The following is a 13019-nucleotide window of genomic DNA, read 5'->3' as shown; positions in this document are numbered from 1 at the left end:
TTATAACGACTTAAGTGCTTGCTAACCGTTTAAGGTTTGAGTGATTTTATCTAAGTTCAAACTATCAGACATGGCATTAAATATCTCGAAATACTTGCCATGTTGTGCGTATAACTCTTCGTGCGTTCCAGTCTCGACCACTTGGCCGTTTTCTATTACTACCAAGTCATCGGCATCAATAATTTGGGCAATATTGTGCGAGACCATAATCACCGTGCGGTTTTTTTTAATCAAATCGAGGCTTCTTTTAATCTGTTGACTGGCAATCGCATCCAGGCTAGCCGTCGGTTCATCCAAAAACACAATCGGTGGATCTTTTAAGAACATTCTTGCCAAGGCAATACGCTGCTGTTGACCACCAGATAATGAATTGGCCTCGCTCTCATAGCCGTCAGGCAACTTAATGACTTGCTCATGAATTGAGGCTTTGGTTGCGGCAGTGAAGATTTCATCATCGCTAGCATGCATGTCACCATAGCGGATGTTCTCAGCGATCGTACCTGAAAATATATGATTTTTTTGTAGTACCAAACCAACCTGCTGACGTAATTCATGGGTGTCGTATTCTGCCAGATCGCGTCCATCTAGATATATCTTGCCAGCGTTTGGCTCATAAAATTTAACCAACAGGCTAATAATAGTGCTCTTACCAGCGCCACTTAAGCCCACAAGCGCTGTGATACGATTGGGTTTGATGCTAAAGCTAACATCTTGCAAAGCTTGAGTACCGTTAGGATACGTAAAGTCGACATTTTTGAGTTCGATGTGACCTTTTAAGCCTTTGCTACTCGCCCCTGCTATATTTTCAACTTGTTGGTCGTCTTCTAAAATCTCAAAAAAGCCTTCAGCATAGGTCAAAGCATTATTAATTTGATCATAAATACGGTGTAATTGGCGAATAGGCGCCGCGACGTTCTGAAAAAGTATCACATGAAATAAAATCATACCGATGGTCATTTCGCCCTTTAATACAAAGTAGGCGGTCAGTAGGATAATAACCACGATACCAATTTGCTCAATAAAGGTTTTTACCGCGTCATAAATGAAACCAATACTGCGAATCCTAAGCTGGTTTTCAGTCATGTCTTTTTGAATGTTTAAGTGCTTATCCGCTTCAATCACCTCGCGAACGAAAGATTTAACCACACTGATAGAGTTAATAAGTGAGATTACCAAGCCACTTTTGGCTTCCCTAAAGCCGCGCATCTGCCGCCGAAAGCCTTGTAAGCGCCGCGCTTGTCTTTGACTGATAAAGAAATATATCGGTATGATAATAAGACCAACTAGACCAATCCAAAAGTTGGTCGAAAACATAATAATCAGCGATACAAAGGCACTGGCAAACAAAGGTAACATATCAATAAAGAAGTTTTGCACTAAGCTTGTGAGACTACTGACACCGTAATCGATACGGGTTTGTAACTTGCCACTGTCATTTTCGCTACTGGTATAAAACGCCATGCGGTAGGTAAGGATGCGCTCGATAATGCGCTGTGATAAATCGCGTGATAGGTTAATACGAATTTTTTCACCAAAGTAGCGCTGTCCAAAAGAGATGAATATTGATAACACTTCTTTAGTTAGCAAGACAACACTGATGATGCCTAGCATTCGCAAACCTGCCTCCCAAGGGTCGGGTAGGGTCGCAATCTCAGTCAGGGTATCCACGGTATAACGCAATACAAAAGCATTGACTTGGGCGGTAAAGGAGCCAAGCACTGTCAAAATCAGCGTGAAGATAATTAAAGTTTTGTAAGGCGCGGCAAATACCGCCAGCTTTTTGAGAATATCCCACAGCAAGGCCCTCCGCTCAGTTTTTTTGACTGGTGGCTTTTTGTCTAGATGTATACGTCGGGGTTGGCTAGAGTTTGGCATAAACGTAATATAAAAAATTAGATGGTTATGTTAAAACAAATCTAACGATTTTGAAGCGTTAAACTTGTTAAATTTTTTGGCTGGTGTGTTCGATTTAGAGTTTAAAATCTTCTATTAATCATATTTAATACGGTCTTCAGTAAGAATGCCTGTTTTAGATATTCCTACTGAATTTTTGGCTAATAAAAAAGACCTTATTGCAACTTAGTCCCAGCTTAGAAGCAGTCCGCTGGTACAAAAACTTGTCCAACCATGATACGACGCGCAGAACGACTCATAGAGACTTTCTTAGCTTGCCAGCGCCCATTAACTTGTTCTGTTTTTCCGCCAACCAATAACGTTCCTGACGGATGACCAAAGCGCACTTCAGACAGCTGTTTTTCGGATTGGCCAGCACCTGCTGCTTGATTGACTAGGGTGCCTTGGGTCGTTGCTGCTGCTGCAATCGCTACTGCTGCTGTGCCCATCATAGCGTGATGCAACTGTCCCATACTCATCGCCCGAACTACTAAATCAATCTCATCCGCAGAGACCTCACTGCCACTAGAGGCCGTATAGCTGCTAGCTTGAGCTACCCATGCTAATTTTGGGGTATGCTGACGAGTTTGCGCCTCACTGATATCAGAAAATAAGCCCATCGCCACCCCGCCATGGGCGCGAATAGTTTCAAGCTTGGTCAGTAAGTCAGTATCGCTATTAACATCACTTTGCAGCTCTGTACCGGTTAAGCCTAAATCTTCGGCCTTTAAGAAAATAGTGGGAATACCGGCGCTAATGAAAGTCGCTTCAAAACTGCCAATATTAGGCACGGTAAATTCATCGACTAAGTTACCAGTAGGAAACATAGCACTGTCACCATCTACGGGATCAATAAACTCAACTTTGACTTCAGCAGCAGGGAAGGTCACGCCATCCAACACAAAATCATCGGTTTCTTGTACTTGAACCTTTTGATTGTCGTCTGTATAGACAGGAACGTGAGCAATAATAGTCTTACCAATGTTCTCTTGCCAGATACGTACTGCACAAATACCATTTTCAGGAATACGGTCAGCAGCTACTAAACCCATATTAATGGCACAAGCGCCCACCGCTGCCGTTAGATTACCGCAGTTACCACTCCAGTCAATCATGGGCTTGGCAATATTGACCTGACCAAACAGATAATTGACATCATAGTCATTGCTATCTGCTGGAGATAGAATGACGGTTTTTGAAGTGCTAGAACTGCCATTACCCAAGCCGTCGATTTGCTTGCCATAAGGATCAGGGCTGCCGATAACACGTAATAAGAAATTATCACGCGACTCGCCAGCGACTTGGCAACGCTCAGGTAAGTCAGAGAGTTTAAAGAAGGTGCCTTTTGACGTGCCTCCACGCATATAGGTGGCAGAGACAGATATTTGCGGGGCGAAATTGGTGTTTGGGTTATTATTTGATTGGGTCATTAGAAGAAGTCCTTTTTATGGGTTTATTAACCTGTTTTCTTGATGAGATTCGTAAATAATTGACATCTGTGGTAAAATACCACAAAAGCATAAGCCGTTGAATTTGCTTATTTTTTAAACTTAACCTAGCTAATTTAGGAGAGCATCATGGCAACAGCAAGCATTCGACTTGACCGAGCATTGGTCGATAAAGCATCGGCAATCGCAAAGGCACATCACCGAACACCCCCTAAACAAATCGAACATTGGGCAACTATCGGCCAAATTATGGAAGACAATCCTGATCTATCTTATGAGTTCGTACGCCAATTATTAATAGCTCAAGCAGAGGTTGATGCTGATATGGTCGAGCCTTACGAGTTTGGATAGACTATTTTGGATAAATCATGAGCCAACCTTTGCGTATTGTTCAATCTAGCAGCTTCAAAAAAGCAGTCAAAAAACTGCATAAAAATCAAAAAGTAGACCTTGATGATGCCGTGCGCGCCATCGCTGGCAATCCTAGTTTAGGAATTCAAAAAACTGGTGACCTATCCACTGTACAGGTCTATAAATTTAAGATGATGAAGCAGTTGACACTACTAGCATATCAAATTGACAACGGCCAGCTGGTGTTAACTCTATTGCTAATAGGTACACATGAAAACTTTTATCGTGATCTAAAATTATCTTTATGATTCTTATTTATTCATGATTAATGTCAATATCAGATGGCGCATGTACAATAGCTTGATCGATAGATTTAGCAAGATGCGCGACATTAGCAGGCGACTTTAATAAGTAAAGTGTTTCCATTAAGCCATTAGTTTGTTTGCAACTAAAGTTAAAAAAGAGCCAGTGTCATATAAACCATATATACAACGCCAGCTCTTTTATTGTTTACATTACTAGCAAACTAAACGCTTAAGCAATATCTAACGTACCATCGATAAACTCTTTGGCAAAGCGTTGGAGCATACCGCCAGCGTTGTACATTTTGACTTCATCAGCAGTATCTAAGCGGCAAATGATTGGTACTTCAGTTTTGCTACCATCAGTGCGGTTAATGACTAAAGTCATAAGCCCGCCAGCAGACACTTCACCGGTCACATCAAACACTTCTGAGCCATCAATATTTAAGGTATGACGATTTACGCCTTTCTCAAACTGTAGCGGTAGGGCGCCCATACCCACTAAGTTTTGACGATGAATACGCTCAAAGTCCTCAGCAACCACTGTTTCCACACCAGCTAAACGTACACCTTTGGCAGCCCAGTCGCGGCTTGAGCCTTGACCATAGCCATCACCTGCAATGATAATTAAAGGCTGTTCGCGGTTCATGTAGGTTTCAATCGCTTCCCACATACGCATAACCTGACCTTCAGGCTCAACACGAGCAAGTGAGCCCTGAATCACCTCACCACTTCTGCTGTCATTGCCATCGCGTACCATTTCATTGAGCAATTTAGGGTTGGCAAAAGTTGCACGTTGAGCGGTTAAGTGATCACCGCGATGAGTCGCATACGAGTTGTAATCCTCGGCAGGTAAACCCATGGTGTCAAGATATTCACCAGCCGCTGAATCACCCAAGATAGCGTTCGATGGTGACATATGATCAGTGGTGATGTTATCACCAAGTACCGCTAATGGGCGCATACCAGTTAGCGCATTTTTCTTGGCCATCTTTCCTTCCCAATAGGGCGGACGGCGGATATAAGTAGTCTGATCACGCCAGTTATATAATGGGCTTAAGGCTTTACCAGTGTCTTTTTTGGCCTCATCAAACATTGGGATATAAACAGCATTGAACTGTTCAGGCTTCACTGCTTCTGCCACGATAGCATCGACTTCGTCATCGTCGAACCAAATGTCTTTTAGGTAAACCTCATTGCCCTCTTGGTCTTGGCCTAATGAATCTTTTTCGATATCAAAGCGAATGTTACCGGCGATAGCATAAGCGATAACCAGGGGCGGTGACGCTAGGAATGCTTGCTTGGCGTAAGGATGGATACGTCCATCAAAGTTACGGTTACCCGATAATACAGCAGTAGTGAATAAATCATTATCAATGATTTCTTTTTCGATATCAGGATCTAGCGCGCCACTCATACCATTACAGGTCGTACAAGCAAAGCCGACCACATCAAAGCCTATTTGCTGCATCTCAGACATCAGACCTGCTTCTTCTAGGTACATTTTTACGGTTTTAGAGCCAGGGGCCAGTGATGTTTTTACCCAAGATTTGCGTAATAAGCCTTTCGCATTGGCGTTACGGGCAACCAAGCCAGCCGCAACCATGTTGCGTGGGTTAGACGTATTGGTACAGCTGGTAATGGCAGCAATGATAACCGCACCATCTGGCATCATGCCTTCTTTTGGTTCTGGTAACTTGTCATCAGCGCCGTGAGCAATACCTTTGGCAACCAAATCAGTGGTTGAAACTCGTGCATGGGGACGCGAAGGACCCGCCAGATTACGGACTACTGCTGATAAGTCAAACTCAAGCACGCGCGCGTATTCGGCGTTTTCCATGCCATCAGCCCATAGGCCCGTTTGTTTGGCATACTGTTCGACTAATTTTATTTGCGGTTCACTACGACCTGTTAGGCGTAAATAATCGATGGTCTGCTCATCGATATAGAACATCGCTGCTGTGGCGCCATATTCTGGGGTCATATTAGAGATAGAAGCACGATCACCAACCGTCAGCTGGCGTGCACCATCACCGAAGAATTCGATATAGGTAGAAACCACGCCTTCGTTGCGTAAGAACTCAGCCATGGCCAAGACTAAATCAGTACCGGTAACACCTTTTTCCAATTTACCGCTGAGCTTAACCCCAACGAAATCTGGCAGGCGCATATATGAGGGGTTGCCTAGCATCACACTTTCAGCTTCCAAACCGCCAACACCGATAGAGATGACACCTAGGGCATCAACCATGGGGGTATGACTGTCAGTACCCACTAGCGTGTCAGCAAAGGCAACCTTATAGCCGTCTTTACCTTGTGCCACTTGTACGACCGGCGACATTTTCTCAAGATTAATTTGATGCATAATGCCGTTACCAGGCGGTACGACGTTGACGTTATCAAAGGCATATTCGCACCAATTGATAAAGTGAAAGCGGTCATCGTTACGGCGCTCTTCAATCGCCCGATTTTTCTCGAAGGCATTTTCTTCAAAGCCGGCATGTTCAACTGCCAACGAATGATCAACAATCAATTGGGTGGGAACGATAGGGTTAACTTGAGAGGGATCACCACCTCGCTCAGCAATAGCATCACGCAGTCCAGCCAAGTCAACAAAGGCGGTCTGACCTAAAATATCATGACAAACCACACGAGCAGGATACCAAGGAAAATCAAGATCTTGCTTGCCCTGAATATGCTGGGTCAATGCGGCGGTCAAGTCTTTTGGCGTACAACGACGAACCAAGTTTTCGCACAGTACTTTTGATGAGTATGGTAGTTTGTCATATGCGCCCACTTCGATATTCTCGACGGCTTCGCGGGTATCGAAGTAATACAGGTCAGTACCGGGTAGTGGCTTTTTAAATTGCTCATTCATGGGCTGAATTAGGTTGTCCATAGGTTACCTTTGGCGGTTAGCTGGTTAAACTGAGGGTTAAGTTCAATAAGAAAGGGTGATTCTTTTAGCAAAATCATTGTTATGCCGTTGTTGTTCTAAATGTTGCTGTCATTAACGTGATAGTCATCAGTCACGCTGGCAGGCTTTGCTAAAAAAACTTTTTGAAAATTGAAAGTAAGTGTAGGGTGCGCAGAGCACACCTGAAAGTCGTTAAAACAAAGCATTGCTTTGTTAGACTTGCAAGGAAAATCCTTTAAATAGGATTTTCTGACGTTGGTTATAATTTTATTATTGATATGATAGAGTTCACCCTACAAGGCTAAACTTTTCAAACCAAATACTAGAACAAGCAGATTATAGTGAAACAATCGCTTGTTCTAGCGCAGATAAAATTCTATATATTAACGCTCGCTCATATCTGGTACTGAGCGTAATTCTTCACCGATATATTCTGCACTTGGGCGAATGATACGGTTATTGGCACGTTGCTCAAATACATGAGAAGCCCAACCTGTTAGACGCGAGATAACAAAGATTGGCGTGAACAGCTTGGTGGGTATACCCATGAAATGATACGTTGACGCATGGAAGAAATCGGCATTACAGAACAGTTTCTTCTCGCGCCACATGACTTCTTCACAGCGTACGGATACTGGGTAAAGTACATCATCACCAACATCTGCCGCTAGTTTTTCAGCCCAACCTTTGATAACCACGTTACGGGGATCAGAATCAGTGTAGATAGCATGGCCAAAGCCCATGATTTTATCTTTACGCGCCAGCATGGCCATCATTTCTTTTTCAGCGTCATCAGGTGAGCTGAAGCCTTCAATCATATCCATAGCCGCCTCATTAGCGCCGCCATGTAAAGGACCACGTAGTGAGCCAATCGCGCCGGTAATACAAGAATGGATATCAGATAGGGTAGAGGCACAAACACGTGCAGTAAAGGTTGAGGCGTTGAATTCGTGCTCAGCGTATAAAATAAGGGATACGTTCATCACCTTGGTATGTAGCTCATTTGGCTTCTCACCTTTAAGCAGATGTAAGAAATGTCCGCCCATGGTGTCATCGTCAGTTTCAGTTTCGATACGCACATCATCATGGGTAAAGCGATACCAGTAGTTAATGATTGATGGGAAAACCGCCAACATACGATCTGCTTGGTCGTTTTGTTCGTCAAAACTCATTTCAGTCTCAAGGTTACCCAGCATAGAACAACCCGTACGCAATACATCCATCGGATGTGCGTCAGCAGGAATACGTTCAAGCACATCTTTTAGCGGCTGTGATAGTCCACGTAAACCTTTAAGCTTGGTTTGATAAGCATCAAGCTCACTTTGAGTAGGCAGATTGCCATAGAGTAAAAGATAAGCGACTTCTTCAAAGATGCACTTGTCTGCTAGTTCTGACACATCATAACCGCGGTAAGTTAGACCTGAGCCTGATTTGCCAACGGTAGATAAAGCGGTCTTGCCAGCGACTTGACCGCGTAGGCCTGCGCCTGAGAGTTCTTTTTGTACTGCTGCCATGATAAATTCCTTTTGGTGGTAGCGTGTTGTTAAGTGATTGTTTTAAGCCATGATGCTAAGTAATAGAGGTAACTGTAAAGCTGTAAAAGATACGGTTTACTTGTTACCAGCGAACAGCTTGTCTAAAGTCTGCTCAAACTCATGATAGTTCAAAAAGTCATATAGCTCCATACGAGTCTGCATGGTATCGACGACCTTGTCTTGCGTGCCATCAGATAAGATATGTTGGTAAACATTGAGCGCGGCTTTGTTCATCGCACGGAATGCAGATAGCGGGTACAGCACCATGTTCACACCAACGCCATATAGCTGATCAGTGGTGTAAAGATCAGTCTGGCCAAATTCAGTCATGTTGGCCAGTACAGGAATATCTAGCACATCTGTAAACTTACGGTACATTTCAATATCGGTTAATGCTTCAGCAAAAATCATATCAGCACCGGCTTCTTGAAAGGCAACCGCGCGCTCAACAGCAGCGTCAAGACCTTCGACAGATAACGCATCAGTACGCGCCATAACCACAAAGTCTTTATCAACTTTGGCATCAAGGGCTGCTTTTAAACGATCAACCATCTCTGAAATACTAACGATTTCTTTATTAGGGCGATGACCACAGCGTTTTTGTGCCACTTGGTCTTCAATATGTACTGCTGCAACGCCCGCTTTTTCCATTTTTCTAACGGTTTGGGCGATATTAAACGCGCCACCAAAACCGGTATCAATATCAACCAATAGTGGGGTATCAACGGCATCAGTAATCCGGCGAGCATCTTCTAAGACGTTATCAAGACTGGTCATACCCAAGTCAGGTAAACCAAATGACGCATTAGCCACGCCAGCACCAGAAAGATATAAGGCTTGATGACCCACTTGAGTCGCCATCATGGCCGTATAGGCGTTAATAGCACCGGCAATTTGTAGCGGTTGATTGTTAGTATTTTGTTGGGTAAGTGCGCTGCGAAAACGAGCACCAGCTGATTGCGATGTCATGTAAAAATCCTTTTGTAGAGGGTTTGTCTTATCGTTATTAATTCTTTGTTGACTCTGATTATACCTAATTACTTGGAACTTCAAAGAAGCATTTCAGTTCTACTAATTATTATAATTAATTACTCAATATAGTTATAATTAAACTATTTATTATTTGAATAGCAATATCCATTAATGTGTAGCTCAGCCGGCCCATTATTCATATACATAAAATAAGCCACTATATTAGGCCATTATTTTTACATTTGGTTACAATTAGAGGCAAGAAAATAAAGCTAATACGTATTTCATAACCTTAAATTAATCTATAGCCATAACGAATTTGTGGTTAATTGACTCTACTCGCACACCGAACTGGCATCCTGAAACAAGACTCATAGGTAAAACATTCAAAAGAAATATCGACAATGAAAAAGCCTCAATAACCGAGCTATTGAGGCCTTAAACTATGCGGTTGTTGGTTATGCTTTTAAGAAATCAGTTGTTCAACCAACAAGAGCTCAACTAAAAAGCACTTAATTTGAAAAATTTTAACCAAACAGCCCGGCAAGGTTGGCTAAGAATAATAACGCAAAGCTCGCTAAGAATATTAAACCGGCAATTGACAATGCATTCATGCCTACCGAAAGTTTTTGATGGCTTTTTACTAACGAGTAGTTTAACCAACCAAAGATAGGGGCCGAAAGAAATGCCGATATCATAGCAAACTTGAGCATAGTGCCTAACTGTCCAGTAAAGAAAGTGATGATTATCAGCCCGCCACCAATGGCATAAGTGGTCCAAAAAGCGATCTGCTTTTTATTGATCTCATCTTGACCTTTTAACAAGCGCCAACATTCGGCATTGGCACGCCCATAACCATCAGCACAAGTGATGGTAGTGCCAAACATACACATAAAGGCCACGAAGGCGACCAGCAACCTTGACCACTCACCAATGGTATTGGTATACATGCTAATGAGCTGATCGATATAAGCACCGCCAGCAATCTGAATCTCTTGACCTGAACCATACTGTACAAAAACACCCAGTGCTAAGAAAAATAACGCCAAAATAGCAGAGATTGAGTAACCAAGGTTAAAATCTAGTAGACCTTGACGTTTGGTAGTATTGTCAGATTTTCTTTTTGCTGAGGTCCACATCGAGGTAATAGCAGCAAACTCAAGCGGTGCCGGCATCCAGCCCATTAGTGCCACAATAAAACCTAAAGTAGCTAAGTTCCAGGGGGAGGCTGCCACAAAGTCAACCGCCATAACCGTAGGCTTACCAGCCGCAATAATGACTGCCGCAACTGTGGTGGTAGTCAGCGCAATCATAATCCATTTGGTCACTCCATCAAGGAGCTTGTAATGACCGGCTATTAAAAACACCCAACATACGGCAGTGACTATTAGCGCTAGAGTAATGGTTGAAAGCCCGACGGAAGCCGGTAACATAAAGCCTAGGATTACCGCTGCAATTAACGATACCGCACCAGTACTAATCACTGCTGACAACATAGACAGGATGAAGTAGATCCATAAGTAAGCTTTAGAACGTTTGGCATAGCCTGCAATCAAGCTTTCGCCAGTATCGTACACATAATCAGTGCCGAAACGAAAAAACGGATATTTAAAAAGGTTGGCCAAAATAATCATAATGGCCAACTGCCAGCCATAAAGTGCGCCTGCTTGGGTCGATGAAATCAAATGTGAGCCGCCAATAGCAGCCGTTGCCATCAAGATACCAGGGCCAAAAATGCGCCAACTGAAGCCTTCTTGTGCGGCGCCAGTTGAGTGGTCAGCGCTATTATTAGATTTGTTGAGCTGTTGTGTGGTCATGAATACCTCAAAATAGTTAAAGCGGCATGTTGTCACTTACCTGTGAGCGCTCGCCAGTAATCAGTACAGCAAAATTATGAACTAATGGCTACGGAGCTATTAATTACGGCCTGACTTTAGCATACCGATGCCATTCGAGATAATGATTATTTGCATTATTATTAGCGTTTTTTAATGTCATCATTAATCGTTATTTTAGGGTTTAAAGTATCTGTTAGCAGTACTTGATAAGCTTATGTTGACTTAATAGTTTATGTTTATATTGGTTAAACAAATTGCTGCTGACGGTAGGTAATGCCACGCTTTTCATATACCTGGTAGATGGCATTGAGAAGATCAGGAACTTTAGGATGCACAAAGTCCTTTAGGGTATGTAAATAAATAGGGGAGGTGACGTTTTCGTGAACCAGTCGCTGATAGCTAATCTGATCTGTCCGAACGGTTTGTAGGCTGGCAGGTACTAAGGTAATGCCTTCACCTGCGGCAACCAAGCCAAGGGCGACTTGTAAATCACTAACTTTAGAGGTCATCAGGGGCGCAATACCGTATTGAGCAAATAAATACAGTAAGGGCTCTGTGACTGCGTTTGCTAAATTGGTATTTGTTATGTTTGACTCATTATCCAGACTAGGCTTATTTTCATTAACAGCACTATTGATCTGAGCGGTCTGTATTTGCTGTGCATTAACAGTCGTACTATGCGCTGGCAAGTGCGTTTGATGATATAAGATCAAGCGATTATTTGCCAAGTCAATCAAACGTTGTTCCCCAACATGGGCAAGGGGATGGGCTTTAGGAAGTGCGACTACATAGCGCTCGTGGCGCAACAGTATTTGTTGTATCCAGGGATCTTGATGTGCAAAACGACCGAAACCGACATCAATTTCACCCGTTTTAAGCGCATCAATCTGTTGGTAGGAGCTGATATCTTTGAGGTTGACCTCAAGATCTGTGTTCTGATTGGCGTTATGCAGTTTTAAGGTTGCAATGATTTCTGGCAGTAAGCCATATAGCACGGATGGTACAAAGCCAATATTTAGTACGGTGCTGGGTGTGGATAGCCTCTGCGTCATACTAGTAATAGTTTCAAGCTCTGTTAGTACCGCGCTGATCTTGTCGTAGAAGAAAACCCCCGCTGCTGTTAGATGTAGTGGTCTGTGATAGCGATCGACCAGTACCACGCCCATATCAGTCTCAAGCTGTTTAAGCAAACGGCTCAGGGTAGGTTGTGATAAACCCGTTGTGGTTGCCGCAGCACTAAAGCTTCTTAAGTCAGCGATGGCAATAAAGGCATTAAGTTGCTTTAAATCCATGTATTACTACCTATAGTTAAAATACCTTAAAAACGCAACGGTACTGCTGGTACAAGCTTTTTGCAGCCTCTGTCTGCGTAGGCACAGCAAGCAAGAAAAACGTATGCCAGCAGTAGGTCATGTATCGATATTATTTTTTATTGACTATAATTAGTACTATTTTTTGCTGCTTATCGCATAATTACAGCTGTTGATACTGTTTATGCTTGAAGGTAAGCGACCAGCCAATTATATTATCTAAGTACAGTGCCGTTACACTTTAGCAAAAAATCAGTATCATAACGTAATTTTAACACCTCGGCGCAGAATTCCCCTACTTCTAAAGTAGTGGGATGAATGCGTATTTTTGGGTTACTATTTGGTGTATTTGTTATAATAATTAATAATTATACCGCCAATGACAAACAACTTCTATATGAGCAAACAAATCCTTAAAGCCCATAAAATCAGACTGTACCCGACAGAGGATCA

9 protein-coding genes are annotated in these 13019 nt (G+C 42.9%); 2 read left to right on the top strand and 7 right to left on the bottom strand.

What is annotated here, in order from left to right; translation table 11 throughout:
• Positions 1 to 21: 21 nt before the first annotated feature.
• Both RCH20_RS11035 and prpF read right to left on the bottom strand, forming a co-directional pair.
• Entirely contained in the window at positions 22 to 1875 is a 1854-nt protein-coding gene (locus tag RCH20_RS11035; RefSeq protein ID WP_209957435.1) for an ABC transporter ATP-binding protein, read from the bottom strand.
• A 215-nt stretch (positions 1876 to 2090) separates the two neighbouring features.
• Entirely contained in the window at positions 2091 to 3323 is a 1233-nt protein-coding gene (gene prpF / locus RCH20_RS11030; protein WP_327193612.1) for a 2-methylaconitate cis-trans isomerase PrpF, read from the bottom strand.
• A 147-nt stretch (positions 3324 to 3470) separates the two neighbouring features.
• Here prpF and RCH20_RS11025 point away from each other — a divergent pair, with 147 nt between their 5' ends.
• Together RCH20_RS11025 and RCH20_RS11020 are read left to right on the top strand one after the other, a co-directional pair.
• Positions 3471 to 3692, top strand: a complete 222-nt coding sequence (locus RCH20_RS11025) for a TA system antitoxin ParD family protein (RefSeq protein WP_209957431.1) — start codon at positions 3471 to 3473, stop codon at positions 3690 to 3692.
• A gap of 17 nt (positions 3693 to 3709) precedes the next feature.
• Positions 3710 to 4000 (top strand): type II toxin-antitoxin system RelE/ParE family toxin, encoded by a 291-nt coding sequence (locus RCH20_RS11020; RefSeq protein WP_209957429.1) that lies wholly within the window; start codon positions 3710 to 3712, stop codon positions 3998 to 4000.
• Positions 4001 to 4226: 226 nt separating this feature from the next.
• On the opposite strand, the gene acnD is transcribed toward RCH20_RS11020, so the two are convergent.
• The 5 genes from acnD to RCH20_RS10995 all read right to left on the bottom strand — a co-directional run bounded on the left by acnD (position 4227) and on the right by RCH20_RS10995 (position 12548).
• Positions 4227 to 6872 carry a Fe/S-dependent 2-methylisocitrate dehydratase AcnD gene (acnD, locus tag RCH20_RS11015; protein ID WP_327193624.1) on the bottom strand — a complete coding sequence of 882 codons (2646 nt, stop codon included), beginning with the start codon at positions 6870 to 6872 and terminating at the stop codon, positions 4227 to 4229.
• Between the two features lie 422 nt (positions 6873 to 7294).
• Positions 7295 to 8425 (bottom strand): bifunctional 2-methylcitrate synthase/citrate synthase, encoded by a 1131-nt coding sequence (gene prpC, locus RCH20_RS11010; protein ID WP_209957427.1) that lies wholly within the window; start codon positions 8423 to 8425, stop codon positions 7295 to 7297.
• A 96-nt stretch (positions 8426 to 8521) separates the two neighbouring features.
• Positions 8522 to 9415, bottom strand: a complete 894-nt coding sequence (gene prpB, locus RCH20_RS11005) for a methylisocitrate lyase (protein WP_327193611.1) — start codon at positions 9413 to 9415, stop codon at positions 8522 to 8524.
• A gap of 530 nt (positions 9416 to 9945) precedes the next feature.
• The gene (locus tag RCH20_RS11000; protein WP_327193610.1) at positions 9946 to 11235 is read right to left on the bottom strand and encodes an NRAMP family divalent metal transporter; all 1290 of its coding nucleotides are present in this window, start codon (positions 11233 to 11235) and stop codon (positions 9946 to 9948) included.
• 266 nt (positions 11236 to 11501) lie between these two features.
• Positions 11502 to 12548: a LysR family transcriptional regulator gene (locus tag RCH20_RS10995; protein WP_327193609.1), complete on the bottom strand. Its 1047-nt coding sequence runs from the start codon at positions 12546 to 12548 to the stop codon at positions 11502 to 11504.
• Positions 12549 to 13019 lie beyond the last annotated feature (471 nt).

Origin of the sequence: Psychrobacter sp. PL15 (genome assembly GCF_035984995.1) — a bacterium.
Classification (GTDB): domain Bacteria; phylum Pseudomonadota; class Gammaproteobacteria; order Pseudomonadales; family Moraxellaceae; genus Psychrobacter.
This window is presented reverse-complemented; position numbering and strand designations above follow the sequence as displayed.

Excerpts from the sequence above, each read along its gene's own strand:
- RCH20_RS10995 (WP_327193609.1), bottom strand. The coding sequence starts at position 12,548 with ATGGATTTAAAGCAACTTAATGCCTTTATTGCCATCGCTGACTTAAGA.
- prpF (WP_327193612.1), bottom strand. The coding sequence starts at position 3,323 with ATGACCCAATCAAATAATAACCCAAACACCAATTTCGCCCCGCAAATA.
- RCH20_RS11000 (WP_327193610.1), bottom strand. The coding sequence starts at position 11,235 with ATGACCACACAACAGCTCAACAAATCTAATAATAGCGCTGACCACTCA.
- prpC (WP_209957427.1), bottom strand. The coding sequence starts at position 8,425 with ATGGCAGCAGTACAAAAAGAACTCTCAGGCGCAGGCCTACGCGGTCAA.
- RCH20_RS11035 (WP_209957435.1), bottom strand. The coding sequence starts at position 1,875 with ATGCCAAACTCTAGCCAACCCCGACGTATACATCTAGACAAAAAGCCA.
- RCH20_RS11025 (WP_209957431.1), top strand. The coding sequence starts at position 3,471 with ATGGCAACAGCAAGCATTCGACTTGACCGAGCATTGGTCGATAAAGCA.
- RCH20_RS11020 (WP_209957429.1), top strand. The coding sequence starts at position 3,710 with ATGAGCCAACCTTTGCGTATTGTTCAATCTAGCAGCTTCAAAAAAGCA.
- prpB (WP_327193611.1), bottom strand. The coding sequence starts at position 9,415 with ATGACATCGCAATCAGCTGGTGCTCGTTTTCGCAGCGCACTTACCCAA.
- acnD (WP_327193624.1), bottom strand. The coding sequence starts at position 6,872 with ATGAATGAGCAATTTAAAAAGCCACTACCCGGTACTGACCTGTATTAC.